Annotated in this window: 21 protein-coding genes and 5 pseudogenes; 16 read left to right on the top strand and 10 right to left on the bottom strand. The window is 37.4% G+C overall.

The annotated features are described in order from the left end of the window. Positions 1-521 precede the first annotated feature (521 nt). The 4 genes from IPO46_02695 to IPO46_02680 form a co-directional block, all read right to left on the bottom strand. Complete coding sequence (locus IPO46_02695) at positions 522-3707, bottom strand: aminopeptidase (GenBank protein QQS63527.1); 3186 nt, start codon at positions 3705-3707, stop codon at positions 522-524. Positions 3708-3709: 2 nt separating this feature from the next. Then, positions 3710-4585: an ABC transporter ATP-binding protein gene (locus IPO46_02690; protein ID QQS63526.1), complete on the bottom strand. Its 876-nt coding sequence runs from the start codon at positions 4583-4585 to the stop codon at positions 3710-3712. Between the two features lie 94 nt (positions 4586-4679). Continuing rightward, complete coding sequence (locus IPO46_02685) at positions 4680-5108, bottom strand: MarR family transcriptional regulator (protein ID QQS63525.1); 429 nt, start codon at positions 5106-5108, stop codon at positions 4680-4682. 617 nt (positions 5109-5725) lie between these two features. Further along, positions 5726-7054, bottom strand: a complete 1329-nt coding sequence (locus IPO46_02680; GenBank protein QQS63524.1) for an adenosylhomocysteinase — start codon at positions 7052-7054, stop codon at positions 5726-5728. A gap of 109 nt (positions 7055-7163) precedes the next feature. Between IPO46_02680 and IPO46_02675 the strand changes: the two genes are divergently transcribed. The 9 genes and pseudogenes from IPO46_02675 (at position 7164) to IPO46_02635 (ending at position 10538) form a co-directional block, all read left to right on the top strand. Beyond that, on the top strand, positions 7164-7673 hold the full coding sequence (locus IPO46_02675; GenBank protein QQS63523.1) for an Lrp/AsnC family transcriptional regulator: 510 nt from the start codon (positions 7164-7166) through the stop codon (positions 7671-7673). A gap of 345 nt (positions 7674-8018) precedes the next feature. Continuing rightward, positions 8019-8390: pseudogene (locus tag IPO46_02670) on the top strand (putative metal-binding motif-containing protein). A 15-nt stretch (positions 8391-8405) separates the two neighbouring features. Beyond that, positions 8406-8786 (top strand): putative metal-binding motif-containing protein, encoded by a 381-nt coding sequence (locus tag IPO46_02665; GenBank protein ID QQS64300.1) that lies wholly within the window; start codon positions 8406-8408, stop codon positions 8784-8786. Beyond that, a complete protein-coding gene (locus tag IPO46_02660; protein ID QQS63522.1) occupies positions 8737-9006 on the top strand; it encodes a putative metal-binding motif-containing protein in 270 nt (89 codons plus the stop codon). The genes IPO46_02665 and IPO46_02660 overlap by 50 nt, the downstream gene beginning before the upstream one ends. A gap of 143 nt (positions 9007-9149) precedes the next feature. Then, positions 9150-9281: pseudogene (locus IPO46_02655) on the top strand (putative metal-binding motif-containing protein). Between the two features lie 99 nt (positions 9282-9380). Beyond that, positions 9381-9689 (top strand): annotated as a pseudogene (locus tag IPO46_02650) (putative metal-binding motif-containing protein). A gap of 108 nt (positions 9690-9797) precedes the next feature. Next, positions 9798-10049, top strand: a pseudogene (locus IPO46_02645) (putative metal-binding motif-containing protein). A gap of 33 nt (positions 10050-10082) precedes the next feature. After that, positions 10083-10325 (top strand): annotated as a pseudogene (locus tag IPO46_02640) (hypothetical protein). Between the two features lie 87 nt (positions 10326-10412). Then, complete coding sequence (locus IPO46_02635; GenBank protein ID QQS64299.1) at positions 10413-10538, top strand: putative metal-binding motif-containing protein; 126 nt, start codon at positions 10413-10415, stop codon at positions 10536-10538. Positions 10539-10584: 46 nt separating this feature from the next. On the opposite strand, the gene IPO46_02630 is transcribed toward IPO46_02635, so the two are convergent. The 4 genes from IPO46_02630 to IPO46_02615 all read right to left on the bottom strand — a co-directional run bounded on the left by IPO46_02630 (position 10585) and on the right by IPO46_02615 (position 15029). Beyond that, positions 10585-11220 (bottom strand): carbonic anhydrase, encoded by a 636-nt coding sequence (locus tag IPO46_02630; GenBank protein ID QQS63521.1) that lies wholly within the window; start codon positions 11218-11220, stop codon positions 10585-10587. Between the two features lie 10 nt (positions 11221-11230). Further along, the gene (locus IPO46_02625) at positions 11231-12478 is read right to left on the bottom strand and encodes a PQQ-dependent sugar dehydrogenase (protein QQS63520.1); all 1248 of its coding nucleotides are present in this window, start codon (positions 12476-12478) and stop codon (positions 11231-11233) included. Between the two features lie 69 nt (positions 12479-12547). Further along, entirely contained in the window at positions 12548-14473 is a 1926-nt protein-coding gene (locus tag IPO46_02620; GenBank protein QQS63519.1) for an ATP-binding cassette domain-containing protein, read from the bottom strand. 64 nt (positions 14474-14537) lie between these two features. Beyond that, entirely contained in the window at positions 14538-15029 is a 492-nt protein-coding gene (locus IPO46_02615; GenBank protein QQS64298.1) for a methylated-DNA--[protein]-cysteine S-methyltransferase, read from the bottom strand. A 56-nt stretch (positions 15030-15085) separates the two neighbouring features. Between IPO46_02615 and IPO46_02610 the strand changes: the two genes are divergently transcribed. After that, entirely contained in the window at positions 15086-15379 is a 294-nt protein-coding gene (locus tag IPO46_02610) for a winged helix-turn-helix transcriptional regulator (GenBank protein ID QQS63518.1), read from the top strand. Between the two features lie 18 nt (positions 15380-15397). Here the strand turns inward: IPO46_02610 and IPO46_02605 are convergent, their stop codons facing one another. Further along, positions 15398-16636 (bottom strand): hypothetical protein, encoded by a 1239-nt coding sequence (locus IPO46_02605; GenBank protein ID QQS63517.1) that lies wholly within the window; start codon positions 16634-16636, stop codon positions 15398-15400. A 144-nt stretch (positions 16637-16780) separates the two neighbouring features. Beyond that, entirely contained in the window at positions 16781-17251 is a 471-nt protein-coding gene (locus IPO46_02600) for an Hsp20/alpha crystallin family protein (protein QQS63516.1), read from the bottom strand. A gap of 194 nt (positions 17252-17445) precedes the next feature. Between IPO46_02600 and IPO46_02595 the strand changes: the two genes are divergently transcribed. The 6 genes from IPO46_02595 (at position 17446) to lepA (ending at position 25092) form a co-directional block, all read left to right on the top strand. Next, positions 17446-17862, top strand: a complete 417-nt coding sequence (locus IPO46_02595; protein ID QQS63515.1) for a BrxA/BrxB family bacilliredoxin — start codon at positions 17446-17448, stop codon at positions 17860-17862. A 17-nt stretch (positions 17863-17879) separates the two neighbouring features. Continuing rightward, complete coding sequence (locus tag IPO46_02590; GenBank protein QQS63514.1) at positions 17880-18257, top strand: DUF805 domain-containing protein; 378 nt, start codon at positions 17880-17882, stop codon at positions 18255-18257. Positions 18258-18395: 138 nt separating this feature from the next. Continuing rightward, the gene (locus IPO46_02585) at positions 18396-19718 is read left to right on the top strand and encodes a prolipoprotein diacylglyceryl transferase (GenBank protein ID QQS63513.1); all 1323 of its coding nucleotides are present in this window, start codon (positions 18396-18398) and stop codon (positions 19716-19718) included. 311 nt (positions 19719-20029) lie between these two features. Further along, on the top strand, positions 20030-22474 hold the full coding sequence (locus tag IPO46_02580) for a TonB-dependent receptor (protein QQS63512.1): 2445 nt from the start codon (positions 20030-20032) through the stop codon (positions 22472-22474). Between the two features lie 134 nt (positions 22475-22608). After that, the gene (locus IPO46_02575; GenBank protein QQS63511.1) at positions 22609-23100 is read left to right on the top strand and encodes a YajQ family cyclic di-GMP-binding protein; all 492 of its coding nucleotides are present in this window, start codon (positions 22609-22611) and stop codon (positions 23098-23100) included. 201 nt (positions 23101-23301) lie between these two features. After that, positions 23302-25092 carry an elongation factor 4 gene (gene lepA / locus IPO46_02570; protein ID QQS63510.1) on the top strand — a complete coding sequence of 597 codons (1791 nt, stop codon included), beginning with the start codon at positions 23302-23304 and terminating at the stop codon, positions 25090-25092. Positions 25093-25150 lie beyond the last annotated feature (58 nt).

The following is a 25150-nucleotide window of genomic DNA, read 5'->3' as shown; positions in this document are numbered from 1 at the left end:
TATAAATAAAAGCTCATTGTTTATTCTATTGCTTGGCTTTATTCGTCGGCTGGAACTGAAGCCGAATAGCGAACAAAAAGCTGAGCATTTATTCGTCGCCCCGCCATATTGCCAAACCGCCTGTTGTACGCATACTCTATCTATTCTGTCCTCTACAATGTGGGGCTGTGTCAAACCGAATGATGCTTGCCGTGTGTAGGCCGAGCAGGCTCTTGGGCAGGTTGGCTTCTGTGGGTTGGGTTATGTGCCTGCCCATGTGCTAGACTTGCAACGTTGGCTTGTTAGAGTGGTCTTGTCATTAACTTTGGTCGTCTTACCGGTAATTACAATTTTCAACCGTTACTATATTGTTAAGTAGTCCTCTTGTTTTTTGCACCCATAATTAATAAGCACAAGCAAGTTCCAATTTTATTCAAAGTTGCAGGCATACTTATATAGGTTGAAATTCCAAGAATTGAATAATCTGGTATTAGAGAATTTCCCCAAAAGTTTATTAATACCCAAAACAGCCTTACAGTTGATTATTTTTTAAACAAAACTTCTATTTTGATAGATTCACTTTTATCAGAAACTAATTTCAATTCTTCAACCAAATTTAAAGTAGTTGCTGGTTGTAATGGAAATTTATATTTTGCTAATAAATTTTTCAAAGCCAAATTGATTTTTTCTTCACCAATTAATAAATACAATTCATACATGTTTACTAAACCTTTATTGTAGATTACATTTGCATTTCCAGGGTTTGAGTTGAATAAGGCTTCTTCGCCACTAAATGCTTTTTCGCTATCGTACATATTTTGATATAGCTTTACCATTTCCATCATTTTATCTTTCCCATGTTCTTTTTTATATATCATTAATTTTGTGTATTGAGCTAATGTTTCAGTTAGAACGCCACTTCCTTCACGATAATCGGAGTTTAGTTGTGCATTTCCCCACCATTGATGCGAAAGTTCATGTGCTGCCAATTCATTTATAATATCTAAGCCTTCCTCTTGATCTAATTTTACATGAAACTGTTTTTCATTTATAAAAACACTTGCAGGATAAGCCGTTGCTGCAAAGCCTTTGGTAAAACTACTTATCTCAGCAAAGCGAATTGTTTTGTACGGATATTTTCCAAAATTGGTTTCGCAATATTGCATTGTATTTTTAATGCTTTTCATTAAGTGAGTAATGTTTTGATTATGCTTTGGTTCATACAAAAGTTCAATACTAATATCGTTGTAATTAGATTTTTGAATTGCATAGGTTGCAGTTGAAACCGCAAACCGAAATGGAATATTTTCCGCTTTATAATGAAAATAATTTCTATTGTTTTTGGAGTAACTATTCACTAAATCACCAACAGAAATTGCAGTTTGATTTGCAGCAGTAGAAATTATTGCATCAAAATTAATAAATTCATAATTATAAGGATTTTCTAATGGAGCATCTACTTTGGTAAGTACATCTTGCAATGGCATTTTTCTGTTTTTTCGTTCTAATTCATCACCTATTTCATTCTCTAAATTATAGCCAATTTTTGGGAAATAATTGCTGATTCGCATAAAGGCACCATTTTCTACAATGGCATTAAACGATTGGTGATTATTGATTGGGTGTATTTCATATTCAAAATCAAAACTAACAACAATGCTATCATTTGGCAACATTTTTTGTTTTGTTTTAAATAAATATTGCCCAAACTCAGTATCCTTTTTTTCTAAAATTAATTTCGATGAAGTGATTACATTCCAAATAATTTCATTTGAAGTATTAATCAATATTTCTGATATTTCAAACTTTGTTTTATTTACCATAATAAAATTTCCTGTAACATTATAACTATTTTTTTGGGGAAATAAATTAATATTAGTTTTTACATCAGTAATACTTGGTTGTGGTTTTTTCTGATACGATTTATATTTTTCTTCGTACTGTTGTTGCCAGGTCAATTGATCTGTTTTGGAAGCCTTATGGTAATTTTTAAAAATTAAAAACCCTGATGAAAATAGAAAAGTTAAAGGTAGAAGTAGTAATCGAAAAGATTTTATTTTAACTTTTTTAAGGGACTTTTCAAATAGTAAAATAGCTATAACGGAAAGTAATAATGTAAATGAAAAACTATAAAACATCTTTATTATAAATGCTTTTGAGAGATAACTAAAACCAGCAATATCGCTATACACATCGGGCATAAAATTGGCAAAACGAGTTAATGGATGCGAAAAGCCAAATGCATTCCCTAATAAAGAATTAGTTATCACTAAAAAGGCTGCTGCAATTATTAATGCAATGTATTTGTTTTTGAAAATGTATTGCAAAGCAATAATCAACAAGCCACAAAGTGAAGCTGGCAAACCAATATAATAGAATAATGATAAATACGCTTTGAAATCTATAATTGGATAATTGTAAATAAATTGAAATAAAACGCCAAGAACAATACAGAGAAAAATCAGAAGTATTGAAATGAAAAATAGGGTTACAAATTTTGAAATAAACAACGCAACATTTGAAAATGAAATTGAATTTTCGATAGATGAAAAATTTAAGCTTTTACTTTTCCAAACCAATTCGCTACCATAAAAAAGCATTGCTAATAATAGTAAAATTGGCAAAGTAGCTGAAATTGCATTTATCATTAAAGCTGTTGTTACAAAATATTGTGGTAAACGAATTCCGCCATTGATTGCACCATGCATTTCCATACCTAGCATAAATAAAGTAAGCACAACTAATACTACAAAAGGTATACTTTTAATAGTCGATTTTAAATCAATTTTCAAAAACGATAATATCGTTGAAAAAAAATAACCTTTTCCGCTTAATTGAGTAGCAGTTTTGTTATAAACATACTTTTTAGTTTCCTGGTCATTTGCAATTGCAATTTTCTTTTTCTGTTGGTTAGTTAGTTTAAATTTGAAAAATTTATATGCTGCTATTAGCAGTAGGAAAGCCAATAAAATAACTCCAATTCTATTCCATAAAAAATTCCCTGAAAGTTGTAAAACTGTTGTATTTCTTTGCAAAGCAGTCCAATATTGTGTTTGCTCAAAAAAAGCAGCCATGCCAAACAGATCTATTTTTGCCGACAAATTCATAGTACTTTCCGATACAGGAACACTACCTGCCATGAATGGCGAGTTGGAAAAAATAGAAACTACCATATACAAAATATAAATGCCCAAACCGCTTAAATAAACGAACATTTTATTTTTGGTAAACCATGCTGTGCAACAAACAATAACAGTACACAGAAAAATATTTGGCAATACAATGGTAAAAAAGCAATGGAGATAATAGCTCAAATGGAAAACTCCCCATTGTTCGCTGTTGTTTATCGTTAATAAATGACCAATAATATAACCTATTAAAAACAACAAAAATGTAAAAACAGCGAAGCCAAAAACCAGGGAAAAACGACTGATAAAATAGTTACGAATTGTAATTGGTGTAGCATATAAAATTTGTTCGAAACGATTGTCTTTTTCTCGTAATAAACTTTGCGTAGCCATTAGTACAATTGGAAAAAGACTTGCCAATGAAAACAAGCCAAGAAAGAAATTAATAGCATATGGGGAATTGTATGTAATATTAGGAAATGAAATAACAGCCGAAGTTCCAGTCATTAATCCCAATCCGAAAAAAGCTAACAGTATTAGATAAAACGAAATTTTGCGACTATAAAATTTCCACTCGAATAATAATAAATGACGTAACATAATTATTGCATTTTTTGTAATGTGGTGAAATAAACATCTTCTAAATCGGCTTCGATTGGTGCAAATACGTTTTGTGGATTTTCATTAGCAAAAACTCTAATATTCAACTTTCCAGCTTGCAGTTGAGTAGAAATAATTTTATATTGATTTTGATAAGCAACCAATTCATTTTTATCTATTTGTTTCTTCCAAACTTTACCCTTTAGTTTATCAATAAATTGTTCGGAATTGCCACTTAACAACAATTCGCCTTTATTGATAATCGTCATTTGTGTACATAGATTTCGAACATCTTCCACCAAATGTGTTGATAGTATTACAATAATATTTTCTCCAATTTCGCTCAACAAATTATTGAAACGATTTCGTTCCTCAGGATCTAAACCCGCAGTTGGTTCATCTACAATAATAATTTGTGGATTGCCCAATAGTGCTTGTGCTACGCCAAATCGCTGACGCATTCCGCCACTATACGTACTTACAGCTTTGTTTTTGTGTTTCGACAAATTAGTTTTTTCCAATAATGCTAAAATTTGCTCCTTTCGAGTAGTAGCATTGTTCAAACCTTTTAAAATTGCTAAGTGATTCAGCAAATCATACGCCGCAATATTGGGATAAACACCAAAGTCTTGTGGCAAATAGCCCAATTGACTTTTAATAAATTTTGAATTTTCAATTACATTTTCCTTGTTGAAAAAAATGCCACCACTATCTGGCTGCTGCAGCCCCACAATGGTTTTCATTAAAGTAGATTTTCCAGCACCATTTGGCCCTAGTAAGCCAAACATGCCGTTTTCAATTTCCAAATAAATGTTACTCAAAGCTTTTACACCGTTGTCGTAAGTTTTTGTGAGATTGGTAATTTTTAAGCTGTTCATATTTATATTTTTCTTTTTCAAACAATTGGGGCGTTGGTTGGGTGGTTATTGGAATAAACGTAACCAGGAAAAGTAATGTTTGTTGCACTTTACTTTAATTGCAATTGTTTATTAATATTTCTAAGCGAGATGTTAAATTATTTTGTTCAAGTTTTGTGATTCCTTTTAAAGCTTGTTTGCGGTTGTTTTTTACTATTGGAGAGATTAATTCGATCATTTTTTTGCCATTTTTTGTAATTTTTAATTCAAATTTTCTTCTATCACTATTGTTTATATGCCTTTCGACTAATTCTTTTTTTACCAAAAGTTCAATAATTCTTGTGATTGAAGCCATGTCTTTGAATACTAAATCTGCTATTTCGTTTTGCGACAAGTGACTGTTTTCTTGTAGAGATTTTAGTACCAGCCATTGATCTATAGTTATATCAAACCCAGCATTCGCTATTTGGGTTTGTGCATATTTCCTATATACTTTAATTGACTTTTCCAGAGTATAAAAAAGTACTGCATTGATGTTTTCCATTTGAATAATATATTTGATGCAAATATAATTGATATATCAATAAAAAAATTTTTATACCAAAAACTTCAACAATATCTATAAATGTTTTAGCTAATAAAATAAAAAGGCGAACCTTTACAATTTAGAGGAAACTGTCTTATAGGGCGGATAATCAATTGTTTAAGGGTATAAATGAAACTAGAAAGGGCTAATACTGATATTGGGTTTGTCTGTCCGAACTAAGGGTCTGTCTTCGAGTGTTGGCAATTGCAGCTCTTTTGCGATGTTGGCTTTTGTGCTTTGGGTTTTGTGGGCCTTTCAAATGTGCTGCAATTTGCGGCGGGCAGTTAGAGACTTTGAATTGAATGTCTTGGAACTTGAAGGTGAACGGAATTTCGTTTTAGGGTTGCGTACAACTCGTAAATATATGATACTTCCTCAATCTCTTAAAAAGGAAATCTCCCTGAAAACCAATACTTTGTTTTTGTTACTCCTGAATTTTTATTAGTACAATACAATGTTAGGTGTTTTAATAATATTTTGCTCAGCTACCCACTAAATATTATTCTTCAAAGAAATGTTCACAAAAAAATCCCCCGGAAAAACCGGGGGAAATATTTGTACAATATGGATAGTTTTTAGTACCGGTACATATCAGATTTAAACGGCCCTGCTACAGGTATGCCCAGGTATTCTGATTGTGCAGTGGTAAGTGTATCCAGCTCCACAGCAATTTTTTTAAGATGCAGCCTTGCCACTTTTTCATCTAAATGCTTGGGCAATACATACACATTGTTTTCGTATTTGCTGGCATTGTTCCATAATTCTAATTGTGCCAAAGTTTGGTTGGTAAACGAATTGCTCATTACAAACGATGGATGGCCTGTGGCACATCCCAGGTTTACCAGGCGTCCTTCTGCCAATACAATTACATCGTGGCCATCTACATTATATAAATCTACCTGTGGTTTAATGGTGTCTTTGGTATTGCCATAATTTTTATTTAACCAGGCCATATCTATTTCAATATCAAAGTGGCCAATATTGCATACAACGGCTTTGTCTTTCATTGCTTTAAAATGTTCGCCGGTAATAAGATCCCGGCAACCGCTTGCCGTTACAATAATGTCGGCTTCTTTTACTGCATCAATCATTTTCTTTACTTCAAAGCCATCCATTGCTGCCTGTAATGCACATATTGGGTCAATTTCGGTTACAATTACCCTGCATCCTGCACCTTTTAAAGATGCTGCAGATCCTTTGCCAACATCGCCATACCCGCCTACAACGGCTACTTTACCGGCAAGCATTATATCAGTGGCCCGGCGAATGGAATCTACCAACGATTCTTTACAACCGTACTTGTTATCGAATTTAGATTTGGTTACACTGTCGTTTACATTTATTGCAGGCATGGGTAATGTACCTTTTGCAACCCTTTCATATAAGCGGTGTACTCCTGTTGTGGTTTCTTCGCTTATGCCTTTTACGCCGGGTATAAGTTCGGTATATTTATCCAGTACAATATTGGTAAGGTCGCCGCCATCATCTAAAATCATATTCAACGGACGATCTGGTGAACCAAAAAATAAAGTTTGTTCTATGCACCAGTCGGCTTCTTCCTGTGTTTGTCCTTTCCAGGCATATACACCAATACCGGCTGCAGCTATTGCTGCCGCAGCATGATCCTGCGTAGAAAAAATATTGCAGGAACTCCATTTTACTTCGGCGCCTAAGGCTACCAGTGTTTCAATTAATACCGCAGTTTGAATGGTCATGTGGAGGCAACCTGCTATACGTGCACCTTTTAAAGGTTGGCTTGCGCCATATTCTGCCCTAAGGCTCATAAGGCCGGGCATTTCAGCTTCGGCAAGTTTAATTTCTTTACGGCCCCATTCGGCGAGGCTGATATCTTTTACTTTGTTGGCCAGTTTAAAATCTATGGCGCTTGTAATAGCTGTTGACATAATATAATTTATTAGGATACAAAGATAACTCTTACAGAATAAAATTCTAAGCAAATATATAAAATCAGGATAAAATACAATTTTTTAGTAAATTTATAGAATAAAATACATGGTAATGGCTAAAAATACTGCTTCAAAAGAACAAACGGCTTTCGAAAATGTTTTATTAGATGCCAACGACCTTGCTATTTTAAAACTGCTGCAGCAAAATGCAAGGATCACCGTTAAAGAAATTTCCGGCATTATTCACCTTAGTACCACTCCTGTTCATGAGCGTATTAAAAGAATGGAACAGGCAGGCATCATTAAGCAATATGTTACTTTGCTGGATCACCGAAAGGTTAAAAAAGGGCTCATGGTTATTTGTTATGTATCCTTAAAAGAGCATAACAAATCTGCCGGCGTAAAATTTATTAAAGCCGTTAACGAATTAAATGAAGTAATTGAATGCTATAATATCAGCGGTGAGTTTGACTTTATGCTTAAAGTGGTTTGTGAAGATATGGACAGCTATTATCATTTTCATGTGAATAAACTCAGTCAGTTAGAAAACATGGGTAATGTGCAAAGTGTGTTTGTGATGGGTGTAATTAAAGAAACTATTCAGGTTGTATGGTAAAGTTTAAATTACTTTTTAATATCTAGTTTTTCCTGGAAATTATTTTCCGGGTTTTTTATTATAGTACAATTTTACATAATCTTTTACGTTTTGGCTTAGTGTAGTCCTGTTCCCCCAAATGATTTTTGGGAGATTTTAGAAATGGTGGTCTTTGTTACCTTTAAATTAAAGCAAACAGCTTCTAACCAATTATCAATGAAAAAATTTTTATTTGCCATCAGTGTGGCTGTTCTTACTGCTACTATACCCTGTACATCAATTATTGCCCAAAGTGTAGGTATCAATACCACTACTCCCGACCCATCTGCAGTATTGGATGTTTTTTCAGGCGACAAAGGTTTCCTTATGCCAAGGCTTAGTACAGTGCAACGAAATGCCATTACTGCACCAGCCGAAGGTTTATTGATCCTTAATACCAGCACCGGTTGTATTAATGTATTTTATGGTGGAACCTGGAGCAATACTTCAGAACGTAAAAACTGGTATGCCGATGCCGATGGAGATGGCTTTACAGATCATAGTAGTTTGAAAACTTCCTGCTTTCAGCCTGAAGGATATTTTTCCATTGACAATAACGATTGCAACGATAATAATGCAACGGTATATCCCGGCGCAACAGAAGTATGCGACGGCCTCGATAACGACTGCGATGGCCAAATTGACGAAGGCGTTAAAACAACTTTTTATGCCGATGCAGATGGCGATGGCTATGGCAACGCAGCCAATACAACCATGGCATGTACAGCGCCAATAGGTTTTGTAACCAACTCAGGCGATTGTGATGATAGCAATCCTGCAATAAATCCCGGCGCAACAGAAGTATGCGACGGCCTCGATAATAATTGCGATGGCCAAATTGACGAAGGCGTTAAAACAACTTTTTATGCCGATGCAGATGGCGATGGCTATGGCAACGCAGCCAATACAACCATGGCATGTACAGCGCCAATAGGTTTTGTAACCAACTCAGGCGATTGTGATGATATCAATCCTGCAATAAATCCCGGCGCAACAGAAGTATGCGACGGCCTCGATAACCTATGGCAACGCAGCCAATACAACCATGGCATGTACAGCGCCAATAGGTTTTGTAACCAACTCAGGCGATTGTGATGATAGCAATCCTGCAATAAATCCCGGTGCAACAGAAGTATGCGACGGCCTCGATAACGACTGCGATGGACAAATTGACGAAGGCGTTAAAACAATTTTTTGCCGTGCGATGGCGATGGCTTGGCAACGCAGCCAATACAACCATGGCATGTACAGCCATGGTTTTGTAACCTGTTTTCTCCCCCCCCCCCCCACATTGATGATAGCAATCCTGCAATAAATCCCGGTGCAACAGAAGTATGCGACGGCCTCGATAACGACTGTGATGGATTGATAGATGCATCAGATCCTAATCTTGCCGGAGCAGTTCCATATTATTTAGATAGTGATGCTGATGGATATGGTGATATTTCAAATGTAGTAATGGCTTGTTCGCTTCCGATTGGATATGTTGGAAATGGTTTGGATTGTGATGATAGCAACCCATTAGTTTATCCTGGTGCAAATGAGTTGTGCAACGGAATTGATGATAATTGCGACGGGCAAATAGATGAAAACCCTGTTGATGGAAACACATATTATGCCGATGCAGATGGCGATGGATTTGGAAACCCTTCTATTAGTATGCAGGCATGTGCTGCACCCAATGGCTATGTGGCCAATAATACCGATTGTAATGATAACAATCTTTCAATTTACCCGGGCGCTAATGAAATATGCAACGGAATTGATGATGATTGCGATGGACAAATAGATGAAAACCCTGTTGATGGGAACTCATATTATGCCGATACAGATGGAGATGGTTTTGGTAATCCAAATATAAGTATACAGGCATGTTCATTACAAAATGGATATGTTACCAATAATACAGATTGTGACGATACTCAAACTGCTGTAAATCCAAATGCACCAGAAATTTGTGATGGATTGGATAATGATTGTAATGGAACCATTGATGATAACCCGGTAGATGGTACCATTTACTATTATGATTTTGATGAAGATGGTTATGGTAACCCAACTGCTTTTGAAGTACTATGTTCCCCTCCAATAAATCCTCCTGCTGCAATGGTGCTGGATGGAACCGATTGCGACGACTTTAATTTTTCTGTAAATCCGGGAACGCCTGAGATATGCGATGGCGCAGATAATAATTGTGATGGCACGATAGATGAAGGTTGCGATGACCTGGATAATGATGCTGATGGATATTCAACAGCAGATGGTGATTGTAATGATTGGGATCCTACTTCATATCCCGGCGCACCCGAGCTTTGTGACGACTTTGCAGATAATGATTGCAATGGTTTGGTAGATGAACAATGTGATACCGATGGAGATGGTTTTTCGGTTTTGGATGGTGATTGTGATGACTACGACCCTGCTGTAAACCCTGCAGCAACAGAAATATGCGATGGCTTAGATAATAATTGCGATGGACAGGTAGATGAAGGCCTGGGTTGTAACCAGGATAATGACGGCGATGGCTATTCTGCTTATGGCGGAGATTGTAACGATACTAATCCTGCTATCAATCCTTCAGCAGTAGAAACATGTAATGGAATTGATGATGATTGTAATGGAGTAATTGATGACCCTTATTCTATTGGTGCCCAACTATTTTTTAGAGATGCGGATGGCGATGGATATGGAGATCTATTGAATACAGTTTTATCCTGTTCAATGCCTACAGGTTATGTTGCCAATTCTTCTGATTGTAATGATGCCAGCGCAAATGTAAATCCCGGACATGCCGAAGTACCCGCTAACGGTATAGACGATAATTGTAACGGGCAAATAGATGAATAAATCAAAACATTGGTATTCTCTATTTTTCTGTAAAAATTTATTTCCTTTACAGGTCGTCATAACGGTAAAGCGGATCTATAGCTGTGTTGGCTTTTAAATGATATATTGGGTTAATAACGCCATCATTTAAGCTATACACCCAGCCGTGTAAATCCGGCGCCTGCCTGTCTTTCCACGCTTTTTGAATAATGGAAGTTTTCATGAGCCTGCGTACCTGCTCTACTACATTGAGTTCGGTAAGGCGGTTTTCTCTTTTTTCCATATCGGCAATTGCATCAAGTTCTTCCCTGTTTTCTTTATATACATCTTTTATTTTTCTTAGCCACATATTGAGTATTTGCTTAAAATCGCTATTGCTCATAGCAGCTTTAATACCGCCGCAGCCATAGTGGCCGCAAACAATTACATGCTTTACTTTTAAATGGTTTATGGCAAAATATAAAACACTCAGCAGGTTTACATCGGTGTCAATTACTAAATTAGCAATATTGCGGTGCACAAAAATTTCACCGGGCTGTGTGCCGGTTATTTCATTTGTTGGCACACGGCTGTCGCTGCAGCCAATCCATAAAAATTCCGGGGTTTGCAATTGGGCAAGCCGCTTAAAAAATTCCGGGTCGTTGCTTTGCCGGTTTTTAGACCAGGCTTTATTTTCCGATAATAATTTTTCAAAAGAACGCATGAGTTATTATTTAAGATTTTTTCTTTACTCTGTACATGTTCCCATTATCGGTTACGGTATAAAGCATCCCATTGTGGTAAGCAATATCCCGGAACCTTTCGTTTAAATTAGTAAACAACCGTTCTTCACCCACTACTTTATTTTCTTTAAATATGAGCCGGGTAATAAGCTGGCTGCTAAGGCCGCCAATAAATAAATTATTTTCCCATTCAGGTATTTCATGGCCATTATAAAAAGCCATTCCGCTTGGTGATATTACGGGATCCCAATAATATACCGGTTGTTCCATTCCTTCTTTTTGCGTAATTGCAGCACCAATAGTTGCGCCGTAATATTCAATACCATAAGTAATAGTGGGCCAGCCATAATCTTTCCCGGGTTTTATTAAGTTTAATTCATCACCGCCCCTTGGGCCAAATTCTGCTTCCCATAAATCTCCGGTTTTGTTAAACTCCAGGCTTTGCGGATTGCGATGGCCATAAGAAAATATTCCGGGTTGTGCATGTGCATTATTGATAAATGGGTTGCCTGGTGCTGGTTTTCCTTCTGTAGTTATTTTAAAAATTTTACCCAATCCCGATTTTAGGTTCTGAGCCTGTTTTCTTCCCTCTAAAACAGAGCGTTCCCCGGCGCTGAAATATAAATATCCTTCTTTGTCAAAAACCAGTCTGGATCCATAATGCAAAGTGCTGTTTAATGCAGGTAAAACCCTGAAGATTACCAATACATTTTCAATTTTATCTTCGGTTTCATTTATTGTGCCTTTGGCAATAGCGGTAAGGTTGCCAGCTTTTTTTTGTTGTTCGGAAAATGCCCAGTAAATGGTTTTGTTTTGGGCAAAAGATGGATCCAATGCCACATCCAGCATTCCGCCCTGCGCCCTGTTATCTACTTGTGGAAAACCGGTAATTTTTTTCAATACGGTTCCTTCTTCGCTTACTATTTGCATAAAGCCCGTTTTGTCTGTTACCAGCAGCCTGTTGCCTGTAAAAGGAATTATAGCCCAGGGCTCACCCAGCTTTGATGCTATTTTTTCTACGTTTATTGCAGTAGTTGTTTTTACCGCATTTATCCTTGTTTGCCCAGCAAATGCAGGCTTATAGCTGCTGTTGGGCTTTTGTGTTTCTACTGGCGGAAGCCTTTTATCCGTTTGCTTTGCCGTAGTATCTATATTATTTTTAAGGTTAGTATTGCCGTTATTACAGGCTATTAAACTTATAAAAAAGCACCCTGGTAAAATAAATTTTTTATAGCACATATAGCAGTATTAGGCAGTAAAGCTATTGAATATACGCTAAACATGTTTTGAGGAAAATAAAGTTCCTGGTTATTGCCCCTCTTCAATTTTCATTATTTGTTCAAAAATTCCTTCGTATTCCCCATTTAATTTTTCCAATTCTTTTTGGGCATTTTTATAAAGGTTTTCGGCGGCAGTAAATTTTTGTGTTTCTGCATAAATTTCGGGGTTGCTTAGGGCTTGTTCCAGGCGGTTGGTTTCTTGTTGTTGTTTTGCTATTTTCTCTTCCAGTTTTTTAAATTTGGATTTTAATTGCTGTACTTCTTTTTTTTGATCCTGGTTTGGCGGATTATTTTCGGGTTGTTTTTTTACTTCTTTTGGGGTTTCAATTTCCTTTTTTTTATTTTTTTGTTCGGCTTCTCTTCTTTGTTTCCAGTCTTCCCATTCGGCATAGCTGCCTTTAAATTCAATTATTTTATGGTCATCTATTTCCCAAATTTTATTGGCAAGCCGGCTTATAAAATACCTGTCGTGGCTTACCAGTATCAGGCTGCCCTCATATTTATTTAAGGCTTCAACCAATAAATCTACAGAGTGTATGTCCAGGTGGTTGGTAGGCTCATCCAGCATTAAAAAATTGGCTTTGCTGGTAATGGTTTTTGCCAGCGCTACCCTTGCTCTTTCGCCCCCGCTAAGTACCTTAATTTTTTTATCTACATTATCGCCGCTAAATAAAAATGCGCCAAGCAGGCTCCTCAGTTCCAGTTCGGTTTTTCCGCTACGTGTGGTTTGCATTTCTTCCAGAAGGTTGTTCTCTAAATGCAATGCCTCCAGCTGGTGCTGGGCATAAAAGCTTTCTACAACATTATGTCCCCATTCCCTTTCACCGTTAAAGGGTTCGGCGCCGGAAATAATACGCAGCAAGGTACTTTTGCCCTTGCCATTTGCGCCTATTAACGCTATTTTATCGCCCCGGTCAATTTCTGCCGAGGCATTTTCTACAATATTTACTTCTTTAAAATGCTTGCTGATTTTTTTTAAGGAGCAAATAATTTTTCCCGGTTGTTTTTCAACTGAGAAATTTATTTTCATGTTTGGCCTTTCTAAACTTACATCTTCAATGCGATCTAATTTATCGAGCCGTTTCATGATGCTTTGTGCCTGCGCTGCTTTGCTGGCCTTGGCTTTAAATCTTTCAACAAAGCGTTCCTGCTGCCGTATATAGTCCTGCTGGTTATCAAAAGCTTTTTTTTGAAGGTCAATTCGCATGGCTTTTTCGGTTTCATAAAAGCTATAATTACCGGTATAAAAATGTAATTGCAGTTGATACAATTCTACAATTTTAGTTACCATCCTATCCAGGAAAAACCTGTCGTGGCTCACTACCACTACAGCACCCGGATAATGCATTAAATATTTTTCCAGCCATTCAATACTGGGTAAATCCAGGTGGTTGGTAGGTTCATCCAGCAATAATACATCGGGGCTTTGCAAAATCATTTTAGCCAATAGCACACGCATCCTCCATCCACCACTAAAATTCTTATAGGGTTTTTGTAAATCGGCATTGGCAAATCCCAGGCCCTGTAAAATTTCTTCGGTGCGGTGGTGAATGCTGTAGCCATCCAGCACTTCCATTTGATGCAGTAAATCGGCATAATCATGCGCCAACTTTTCATCTCCGGTTTTGGAGAGTTCTTCTCCCATTACTTCAATTTTATGCTCCAGTTCTTTTACTTTTTCAAATGCGCCAAGTGCTACATTTAAAATAGAATCTTCCGTATCAAATCCCAATAAATCCTGGTGAAGAAAGCCTACGGTGGTTTCCCTGCCTTTTTCTACTGTACCTTTTGATGGTGAAAATTGATGGGTAAGTACTTTCAGCAAAGTACTTTTACCGGTTCCGTTATAACCAATTAACCCTATTCTTTCGTTGGGTTGAATATGCCATGTGGCATTCTCAACAATAGTTCTTGCGCCAAACTCAAATGTTACATCCTGCAATCCTAAAAGCATTTCAAAAAAATTTTTGCAAAGTTACGCAGATGTACCTTTCAAAAGGGTGAGAATTTGACGGGTACTAAAATAATTCCTGTTGCCCGTTACAAAATTTTGCTTCGTGGTTCAGCAGCCATTTTTTTCTCCATAAGCCGCCGGCATAGCCTACCAGCTTGCCATTACTGCCAATTACCCTGTGGCAGGGAACTACTATGGCAATATTATTTTTACCGTTTGCAGTTCCTGCAGCCCTTATGGCTTTTGTATTGCCCAATCTTTTACTTAGTTCAAGGTAACTTATAGTTTGGCCGGGTTTAATATGGCACAACTGTGCCCATACTTGTTGCTGAAATCCTGTGCCGGGTTGGTTGATTTTTAATTGAAAGGATATACACTCGCCACTAAAATATTTTTGTAATTGGTTAATGCAGTTTTGGAAAACTGGGTTATGGCTCGTGATCTGGATATTTGGTGTTTCAAGCTCCTCAGTAAAATTAATCCCGGTAATAAAATCCCTGTCGGCAGTAAGTTGTATCAAACCAATAGGGCTTTTAAAATAAGTAGATTGAGTCATATACAAAAATACAAAAACTGCCCAGGTAAATAAATACATTTATCTTTGTTTTATCAATGGAAACGGCACAAAATTCCCAAAACTGTTTTTACGAAAAGGCAATGGCAGCAGTAGCCGATCCCTACCGTATGAATATCATTTTGCAAATACGGGAACGGGGCTTTATGCGCTGTTGCGATGTGGTGGAACTTACCGGCCTCTCTCAACCCACATGCAGCCACCATATAAAATTACTGGCCGAAAGTGAATTGATTGTTTGCCGCAAAGAAGGCAGGAACAACTTTATTACATTAAACAAAGAAAATTTTAAAAAACTGGGAAAATTTATTGAACATTTTTCTGAAGCATAATTTTAATGCACAAAAAATTTAGTGTTTCTTCATTTTATATTTCTTGTTTACTTTGGGGTCGTTAAAATAATCATCCAGTTCTTTTTGGTTGGGCGTTGCTTCGGGCATGGGAATATCAATGAGTTGTATCCTTGTTTGCTTTAGCTCGTCTTTAATACGGTTGGTTTTTATTAATATATTAGGGTCACGTTCACCTACCAGTTTGTTTTCGGAGAGCATGTACTCCAGTCTTTTAATGTTGTTGCGTATAGATGTAGCCGAGTTTTGTTCGTAGCTGCTGTTGGGCGAAGTAGCTTCTTTAACCGGCACCAAAGCTACGCCTACACTGGGCAATATTTTTCCGGCGGTTTGCTGGCCACTGTTGGGCATAGAAGAAAATACCGTGCCGCCCAAAGCTGTAGTGGCAGATGCTAAATCGAAGGTGGTTCGGGTTTGCTTGGTTTTTTTAATTCTTTTGTCTACTATCCTGAAACTGCTTTTAAGGTCGGTGATATAATCTTCGGTTTCTGCTTGCAGTGATAAAAACTCTTCAATTTGTTGCGGGTAATTAATATTGTCTCTCACCATAATTTCAATAATGGCGGTATCCCGGGTTTTAGATTTGGTTGCGCCAATAAAATTCAGGTATAATTTTTTTTGTTTGTCTTTATCAGATGGTTTAATAAAATCAAACGGGATTACCCAGGTAAATTCATCATCGCATTTTTGTACCGGCGTTAAAGATTTAATGGCGTAGTTGCTCACAAAGGTAATTTCTTCAATGGGAAAGCTGCCGTTGTCGCATTGGATCTTAAAGTTTATGGTGTCGCCCTCATCTGCAGTAAACTTGTCGGTAACTGTGGGTTTTAATAGGGAAGAAATAATTTCGGTATTAAAAAACAAAAGGGTAAATGAAGTATCAACACGGTCTTCGGGAAAATCGAGGTTTTGTACACTCAGTAAAATTTTATACTCAAAATCGTATTTTAATTTTCCGGAAAGAAAATAAGATTTATCGGCTTTAAAAGTAAGCAGGCCGTTTCTTTTCCCTATTTTAAGTCCAACCGGGCTGTTTTTTAAAAACCAGTAATAATGCGCCGTATCCCTGTTGATTTCTAAATTGTAATTCAAGAGCGAATCTACATGCAGGGTAATGTAGGGTTCCAGGTTTTTTATCCGCAGGCTACTATCGTTATTAATATGCACACTGTCTTTTATTTGTGCGGTGCAAAAGTTTGTGGCTGTAAGTAAGGTTAAAAAAATAATCAGTCTGCTCATGTATCATATTGGGTTAAGCCGCAAAATTAACGATAAGCGCACACTTAAAAAACAAACCCTGCCAGGAATGGTAGGGTAGTACCTTAATCAAACTATTTAAGGTAATTAACTGTATGTATCTAAAATCTCAATCAACAATATTTATTAATGAATAGAAATTTGCCTGGTATCGGGTTTTGCAACGGCTTTTTTGGGTAATTCCAGTTTTAAAATGCCATTTTCATATTTGGCATCAATTTTTTCAGCATCAATTTTTTCATCAATGGTAAAACTGCGTTTAAAAGAAGTAAAGCTAAATTCCCTGCGAACAAATTTTGGGTTTTCGTCTTTAATTTCTTCCTTTTTTTGGGTGCTGATGGTAAGCAAATTGCCATCGAGGTTTACGGTAAAATCAGCTTTTTCAAAACCCGGTGCTTTTAAATCGAGCAGATAAGCATTGTCGTTTTCGGTAATGTTTACCGGTGGAAAATGCAGGTTGCTTTCTCTTGTGCCGCAATTTTGTGCTGGGGTTTCTGTAAAAAGTTCTTTTAAAAACCCATCAATTGATCTTTCAAAATAATTGTCTTTTCTTACTAACATGGCTGTATTAAATTTTGAGTTTATAATCTTATTCATCGGTTACACTTCAAATTATATTCCTGTTTATTTTTTGGGCCAAATATTCATTAACCACTCATTAATTGCGCCAATATGGCATTTACAATTAATTTAATGCGACACAATGTCGCCTGGTCACAGGCTATTATTCAATGGTAAATTGGCTATGAGCTTGTAACTTTGCATTTTATAATTTTAAAACACACTACAATATGTATCCCCAGGAACTTGTAATTCCCATGAAGGAAGAATTAACCGAAAACGGATTTTCTGAATTGCTTACCGCAGAAGAAGTAGATAAGGCTTTGGCCCAAAAGGGAACCACTCTGGTAATGATTAACTCCGTATGCGGCTGCAGCGCAGGTACGGCAAGGCCGGGGGCTGTTTTGGCCGTAATGCACAGCCCGGTAAAACCCAATCATATAACCACAACTTTTGCCGGCTTTGATACCGAAGCAGTAAACCAGGTAAGAAAGCATTTATTACCCTATCCGCCATCTTCACCATCCATAGCTTTATTTAAAGATGGCAAAGTGGTGCATTTTGTAGAGCGGCACATGATTGAAGGGCAAAGTGCGCAAATGATTGCCAAAAATTTGATGGGCGCTTTTGAAACCTACTGCAATTAATTTTTACTTTTTTTTGAATGTTTAAAAACCCCTTTTCATTTAACGGAAGGATACGCAGGCTGGAGTATGGGCTGAGCATTTTAATTATTTACGCCTATATCATTTTAATATCGTTCATTGTAAATTTTCCTTTATTGGAAGACCATGTGCAACCCAGTGAAACATCTGTATTATTATTTTTACTTGGTTTAATACCTGCTTACTGGTTTGCCTTTGCTCAAGCCGCAAAGCGCTGCCACGACAGGGATAACAGCGGTTGGTTTCAGCTTATTCCCTTTTATGGTTTTTGGTTGTTGTTTGCCGATGGCTTCCCTGGCAAAAACCAATATGGCCCTAATCCCAAGGGCATTGGCAATATTGATGAAATAGATCAAATTGGCAATTATTTACAGTAAACAAATTTGTTGCCTGATAAAATTAAACCTGTTGGTAAACAAGCCTGCAGGTTTTTTTATTGTTTTTTTTCAACGATGATTTTATTAACCTTTACCATGTGCCGTGAATTAATTATTTTTACCTATTAAATTTTTTGGATGTATCCCAATTTATATTATTTTTTTAAAGACTGGTTTGGAGTAGAGTGGAGCAGCCTTAAAGTGCTGAATGTATTTGGCCTCATGGTTGCCCTGGCATTTGTAGGCGCTGCATGGGTGCTGGCGCTGGAGCTGAAGCGAAAAGAAAAACAAGGCCTGCTCATTCCCCGTGAAGAAACCGTAGTAGTAGGTAAGCCCGCTTCTTTAATGGAACTTATTTCCAATGGATTGATTGGGTTTTTATTTGGCTATAAATTTATTGGCGTTATTTTTAGCAAAGCGCCGGAAGTAAGTGCACAGGAATATATTTTTTCAAAAGATGGCAGTTTTTGGGGTGGTTTATTGGTTGCTGCAATTTTAGCTGCTGCAAAATGGTACGAAAAAAATAAAAGAAAATTAAAAACGCCGGAGTACCGCCCCATACGTATTTGGCCGCACGACAGGGTAGGGGATATTGTTATTATTGCATTGTTGTTTGGTATTTTAGGTGCAAAACTTTTTGATGCCGTTGAACATTGGGACGATTTAATTGCAGACCCGGTTGGCCAAATTTTTTCTGCATCGGGCCTTACTTTTTACGGAGGCTTAATTGTAGCTGCAATTGCCGTTTGCTGGTATGCATATAAAAAGGGTATTAAAATAAAACATCTTTTAGATGCTGCAGCGCCTGCTTTAATGCTGGCTTATGCCATTGGCCGTATTGGTTGCCAGGTTGCCGGCGATGGCGACTGGGGAATATTTAACAGCGCCTATATAAGTAACGAATATGGGAAGGTAACCACTGCTTTCCCCGGCGAGTATGAGCAGCAACTCAAAAAATATGAAACGTATTTTTTGCAGGGAAAAGTAAACGACAGTAACCGTATGATATATGTTACCGATCGAACCTATGCTACATTGGCAACTGTACCCCATAAATCTGTAAAGGCTGTTGATTTTTTACCGGTATGGTTATTTGCCTATACCTATCCCAAAAACGTAAATGCAGATGGCATTTTAATACCTGGTGATACCGATGAGCACAATAGGGTTTTGCCACAACCGGTTTTTCCTACACCATTATATGAAACAATTTTATGTGGCTTAATTTTTATCTTTTTGTGGGCAATAAGAAGAAAAATCTCCACTCCATTGGTAATGTTTGGTATTTATTTAATACTTAACGGATTAGAAAGATTTTTAATAGAAACCATCCGGGTTAATAAACTCTACAACTTTTTAGGGATGCAACTTTCCCAGGCAGAAATGATTGCCCTTGGGATGGCATTAGCAGGTATTGGACTTGTAATTTTTGCCAAATCTAAACTTAATAATAAATCTTAGCTAAATTTATAGCTATTTAAATAACCATTTTTACTGCATAATTAGTTATAATTCAATTAATTACAACTGTAATTGCCTGGCTCCTATCATTGGCTGTTTAACCTTTTTTACTTTACCCGTAACTATTCCATAGGTACATCGTATTACGTTATATTCTCCTGTTTCTACCATTTATCCAGTTATTTTACCGTCTATTATAAAACATTGTACCTTGCAATGCAAAGTACCTACTTTTGTGAAGTAGTTATTAAAGTATATAACTGCTTAATTAATTAGCCAAAACCGCTTAGCCGGCGGAAAAAATTAAAGTCATGAAAAAACAATTACTCACCGTTGCAATGGCATTACTGGGCCTTTGCAGCTTTGCCCAATCCGGTGGCAAAATTTCCGGAAACATCAAAGATGGAGGCCAGCAAGCCGTTATTGATGCCGCCTCTGTATCGCTTTTACTGGCCAGTGATTCTTTACTGGTTAAAACTTCTATAACTGATAAAGAAGGTAATTTTTCTTTTGAAAATGTAAAAGAGGGCAACTACCTGTTAATGGCAAGCTCTATTGGCCATACACAGGTGTACAGCAACAGTTTTTCTATTTCTGCTTCAGTGCCGGTATTTTCTGCAGGAACCTTGCAGTTGCTACCCTACAGCAAAAAACTTGCTGAAGTAGTGGTGAGCTCAAAGAAAAATTTTGTTGAAAGAAAAATAGACAAAACCATTATTAATCCCGATGCCATGATTTCCAATACAGGCGCATCGGCAATGGAAGTATTGGAAAAATCACCCGGCGTAACCGTAGATAAAGAGGGCAACATCAGCCTTAAAGGAAAACAAGGCGTAATGGTAATGCTTGATGGTAAACCTTCTTATATGAATGCCGCCGACCTTGCCAATTACCTCCGTGGCCTTTCCTCAACCGTTGTGGACCAAATTGAAATAATGACCAACCCTTCGGCAAAATATGATGCAGCCGGCAATTCGGGCATCATAAATATTAAAACCAAAAAAACAAGGCAGGTAGGTTTTAATGGCAATGCCAGCGCTTCTTATGGCCAGGGAAAATACCAGCGCAGCAACAACAGCTTAAATTTAAATTACCGTAAAAATAAAGTGAATATTTTTTCCTCGCTTAGCGGAAACTTCAGGAAAGATTACCAGCAACTGGAAATTTACCGCAGGTACATGGACGATTCAAAAGCCACAGAAGCCATCTTTGAACAAAATTCTTACGAAAAGAAAAAACGCCAAAACTATTTTGGTAAAATAGGCATGGATTATTTTGCCGGCAAAAATACAACCCTGGGTTTTGTTTTTAAATCGGGTTACAACAAAGGCAACAACAACCCTACGAATTTGAATTACCTCAAAAACCCTGCAGGCATTGTAGATTCTATTGTTTCTGCCTATGGTAGCGAAAAAAGCATTTGGAAAGACAATGGCATCAACCTTAATTTACGCCAGCAGATTGATTCTTTGGGTAAAGAACTTACTGCCGACCTTGATTATATCCACTATAACTCTACCAAAGACCAGGTTTTTGATAACCGTATTTTAAATGCCGACCAAACCTTAAAAAGTAAAGAATTGCTCATTGGCGACCTGCCATCGGACATTACGATCTACTCTGCCAAAACAGATTATGTGCATCCTTTTAAGAATGGTTTAAAAATGGAAGCCGGTTTAAAATTCAGCAATGTAAAAACCGATAATTATGCGGGCTATTTTAATGTAATTGGCGAAGTTAAAACCATTGATTACGATAAAACAAACCGCTTTAAGTATAATGAAAACATTGGCGCTGCTTATGTAAACTTTAGCCGCAACATTAAAAAATGGGGTATACAAGCCGGCTTAAGGTTAGAGCGTTCCAATTACAGCGGCCACCAATTTGGCAATCCGCAAAAAACCGATTCTAGTTTTGCAAAAACATATACCAGCGCTTTTCCTACCGTTTACCTAAGCTACGATGCTAATGATAAAAACAGTTTTGGTTTATCTTATGGCCGCCGCATCAACAGGCCAAGTTATGAAGACCTGAACCCTTTTATGTTTTTTATAGATAAATATACTTACGGCCAGGGAAACCCTTTCCTAAAACCCATGTTCAGCAACAATTTTGAAGCTTCGCATACCTATAATAAATGGCTTACTACCACTTTAAATTACAGCCTTACAACAGATATGCAGGCAGAGTATTTTGAAAGAGAAGGTTTGGCAACGGTAATCCGCACTCAGAATTATGGAAAAATGCACAATGTAAATTTATCGTTTAATGCACAGTTACAGCCAGCAAAATGGTGGAGCACTATGGTTTATGCCGAAGGCAGGTACCAAAATTATATCGGTTTGTTTAACGGCTATAATGTAAACCTCAAGGCAGCAAATATTGCCGTAAATATGAACAACCAGTTTACGATAAATAAAAAATGGAGTGCCGAATTATCAGGTTTTTACCTGAACAGGGAGTCCGAAGGCCAGATAATAATTAAACAACTGGGCCAAATTAATATTGGCGTGCAAAAGAAAGTTTTGAAAGATAAGGCTACACTCAAGTTTGCCGTATCAGACCTTTTAAAAACCATGAACGCAAAAGGGTACATTGATTTTAAAGGTACTTATGCCAGTTTTTCACAGCATAGAGATTCAAGAATTGCAACCCTTACTTTTAGTTATCGGTTTGGTAAACCCATTAAAGGGTTAAAAACCCGTAAATCAGGCGGCGCAGCCGATGAACAAAACAGGGTAAAAGGAGCTAATTAATAAATAAGAACACAACTAAAATGGGCTGGTTATTGCAACCGGCCTTTTTTATTTTGCCTGTTAAGTAAAAAACCTGTTTGCAGTTAAAATATAAACAATCATGTATTTGCTATCTTTGTAAAAATATTTTTATTATGCCTTCATTTGATTTTTCCAGCAAGGTAGATTTGCAAACTTTAGATAATGCCATTAATGTGGTAAGTAAAGAAATTACCAACCGTTTCGATTTTAAAGGCTCTCATGTGCTAATAGAGCTCAGCAAAAAAGATTTTAAACTCAGCCTCGAAGCCGAAAGCGAAATGAAGCTCAACCAAATAATTGATGTGCTTATTAGCAGGAGCATGAAACAGGGCCTGGCGGCAGAAATTTACGACTTCAGTAAAGAAGCCTATGTGAGCGGAAAAACAACCAAAAAAGAAGTAACCGTACGCAACGGCATAAAACAGGAAGATGCCAAAAAAATTGTAAAGCTCATTAAAGACAGTGGCCTTAAAGTACAGGCAGCAATTATGGATGATATTATAAGGGTTACCGGCAAAAAAATTGACGACCTGCAGGATGTAATACAAGCCAGCAAAAGTTGGAACCTCGGTATAGCGTTGCAGCAGGTGAATATGAAAAGCTGATAACTCATCAATCATGGATAATGGATAATTGTGAATTGTGAATGGATAATGGATAATTGATAATGGATAATTGTCCAAAAATTCTGAACCTTAATTAATAATTCACAATTCACAATATTCACAATTCACAATTATCAATTCATCACTCATAACTCCCTAATTTGTCCTATTTTTGCGCCCTCAAATTAGCGAAGCAAGTACATGAAGAATATCCGGAATTTTTGCATTATTGCCCATATTGACCACGGCAAAAGTACCCTGGCCGACCGCCTCTTGCAATCTACCAATACCATTAGCGAAAGAGATATGCAGAACCAGGTTTTGGATGATATGGACCTGGAAAGGGAAAAAGGCATCACTATTAAAAGCCATGCCATACAAATTGATTATACTTATAAAGGCGAAAAATATATCCTCAACCTTATAGATACACCGGGCCATGTGGATTTTAGTTATGAAGTAAGCCGTGCATTAGCTGCCTGCGAAGGTGCACTTTTGCTGGTAGATGCCACACAAGGTATTCAGGCCCAAACCATCAGCAACCTTTACCTGGCCCTGGAAAACAACCTGGAGATTATTCCCGTAATCAATAAAATTGATATGGACGGCGCCATGATACCCGAAGTAAAAGACCAGATTTTTGATTTAATAGGCTGCAAAGATGAAGAAATTTTGCTGGCAAGTGGAAAAAGCGGTATTGGCATAGATGAAATATTAGCCGCAATAATTGAACGCATACCTGCGCCCAAAGGCAATGCCGATGCACCTTTACAGGCATTGATATTTGATTCGGTGTTCAACAGCTTCAGGGGAATTATTGTGTACTACCGCATTTTTAACGGTACTTTAAAAAAAGGCGATAAAATTAAATTCTTCAGTACGGGCAACGAATATGAAGCCGATGAAGTAGGCATTTTAAAATTGGGCATGAACCCAAAAGAAGAAGTGCGTTGCGGAGATGTAGGCTATATAATTACCGGCATAAAAAATGCCAAAGAAATAAAAGTGGGCGATACCATTACTACAGTAGAAAACCCAACCGAAAAACGCATTGAAGGCTTTGAAGAAGTAAAGCCAATGGTATTTGCCGGTATTTTTCCTGTTGTTACTGAAGATTTTGAAGAGCTGAGGGATTGCATGGAAAAACTGCAACTCAACGATGCCTCATTAACCTTTGAGCTGGAAACCTCACAGGCGCTGGGCTTTGGCTTTCGCTGCGGCTTCCTGGGTTTGTTGCACATGGAAATTATTCAGGAGCGGCTGGAGCGGGAATTTAATCAGGCTGTTATTACCACCGTGCCCAACGTAAGTTTTATTGCCTACAGCAGCAAGGGCGAAAGGATTGATGTACACAACCCAACCACACTGCCCGACCCAAGCAAAACTGCCTCCATAGAAGAACCCTTTATTAAAGCCCAAATTATCAGCAATGCCGAGTACATCGGTAATATTATGAACCTGTGCATTGGCAAAAGGGGAACATTGATTCACCAGGGTTATATAACCACTACAAGGGTAGAGCTAACCTTTGAAATGCCGCTTACCGAAATAGTTTTTGATTTTTACGATAAATTAAAATCCCAAACCCGTGGTTATGCATCCTTCGATTACCAGCCCATTGGCTTTAGAGAAAGCGATATTGTAAAAATGGATATACTTCTCAACGGCGATAAAGTAGATGCACTCAGCGCACTCATACACCGCAGCAGGGCACAGGATTTTGGCCGCAGGCTTTGCGAAAAATTAAAAGAACTGGTGCCCCGCCAGCAATTTCAAATTGCCATACAAGCCGCTATTGGCGCCAAAATTATTGCAAGAGAAAACATAAGCGCCATGCGAAAGGATGTAACTGCAAAATGCTACGGTGGCGACATAAGCCGTAAACGCAAACTCCTCGAAAAACAAAAAGAAGGTAAAAAACGGATGCGGCAGATTGGTAACGTAGAAGTGCCGCAGGAAGCCTTTCTTGCCGTATTGAAGTTGGATGATTAAAGTTGCGTATTATGTGGTTTGGGGTTGCTGATTAAGGTTGTTTAGGGTGTTTAAGCCC

It is taken from the genome of Chitinophagaceae bacterium (genome assembly GCA_016699815.1).
In the GTDB taxonomy this organism is placed as follows: Bacteria; Bacteroidota; Bacteroidia; order Chitinophagales; family Chitinophagaceae; genus Ferruginibacter.
The sequence above is the reverse complement of the archived record's forward strand: the minus strand, read 5'-3'. Positions and strand labels throughout refer to the sequence as shown.

Coding starts and splice junctions, on each gene's coding strand:
- IPO46_02695 (QQS63527.1), bottom strand. CDS start 3,707: ATGTTACGTCATTTATTATTATTCGAGTGGAAATTTTATAGTCGCAAA.
- IPO46_02690 (QQS63526.1), bottom strand. CDS start 4,585: ATGAACAGCTTAAAAATTACCAATCTCACAAAAACTTACGACAACGGT.
- IPO46_02685 (QQS63525.1), bottom strand. CDS start 5,108: ATGGAAAACATCAATGCAGTACTTTTTTATACTCTGGAAAAGTCAATT.
- IPO46_02680 (QQS63524.1), bottom strand. CDS start 7,054: ATGTCAACAGCTATTACAAGCGCCATAGATTTTAAACTGGCCAACAAA.
- IPO46_02675 (QQS63523.1), top strand. CDS start 7,164: ATGGTAATGGCTAAAAATACTGCTTCAAAAGAACAAACGGCTTTCGAA.
- IPO46_02665 (QQS64300.1), top strand. CDS start 8,406: ATGGCATGTACAGCGCCAATAGGTTTTGTAACCAACTCAGGCGATTGT.
- IPO46_02660 (QQS63522.1), top strand. CDS start 8,737: ATGGCATGTACAGCGCCAATAGGTTTTGTAACCAACTCAGGCGATTGT.
- IPO46_02635 (QQS64299.1), top strand. CDS start 10,413: ATGCCTACAGGTTATGTTGCCAATTCTTCTGATTGTAATGATGCCAGC.
- IPO46_02630 (QQS63521.1), bottom strand. CDS start 11,220: ATGCGTTCTTTTGAAAAATTATTATCGGAAAATAAAGCCTGGTCTAAA.
- IPO46_02625 (QQS63520.1), bottom strand. CDS start 12,478: ATGTGCTATAAAAAATTTATTTTACCAGGGTGCTTTTTTATAAGTTTA.
- IPO46_02620 (QQS63519.1), bottom strand. CDS start 14,473: ATGCTTTTAGGATTGCAGGATGTAACATTTGAGTTTGGCGCAAGAACT.
- IPO46_02615 (QQS64298.1), bottom strand. CDS start 15,029: ATGACTCAATCTACTTATTTTAAAAGCCCTATTGGTTTGATACAACTT.
- IPO46_02610 (QQS63518.1), top strand. CDS start 15,086: ATGGAAACGGCACAAAATTCCCAAAACTGTTTTTACGAAAAGGCAATG.
- IPO46_02605 (QQS63517.1), bottom strand. CDS start 16,636: ATGAGCAGACTGATTATTTTTTTAACCTTACTTACAGCCACAAACTTT.
- IPO46_02600 (QQS63516.1), bottom strand. CDS start 17,251: ATGAATAAGATTATAAACTCAAAATTTAATACAGCCATGTTAGTAAGA.
- IPO46_02595 (QQS63515.1), top strand. CDS start 17,446: ATGTATCCCCAGGAACTTGTAATTCCCATGAAGGAAGAATTAACCGAA.
- IPO46_02590 (QQS63514.1), top strand. CDS start 17,880: ATGTTTAAAAACCCCTTTTCATTTAACGGAAGGATACGCAGGCTGGAG.
- IPO46_02585 (QQS63513.1), top strand. CDS start 18,396: ATGTATCCCAATTTATATTATTTTTTTAAAGACTGGTTTGGAGTAGAG.
- IPO46_02580 (QQS63512.1), top strand. CDS start 20,030: ATGAAAAAACAATTACTCACCGTTGCAATGGCATTACTGGGCCTTTGC.
- IPO46_02575 (QQS63511.1), top strand. CDS start 22,609: ATGCCTTCATTTGATTTTTCCAGCAAGGTAGATTTGCAAACTTTAGAT.
- lepA (QQS63510.1), top strand. CDS start 23,302: ATGAAGAATATCCGGAATTTTTGCATTATTGCCCATATTGACCACGGC.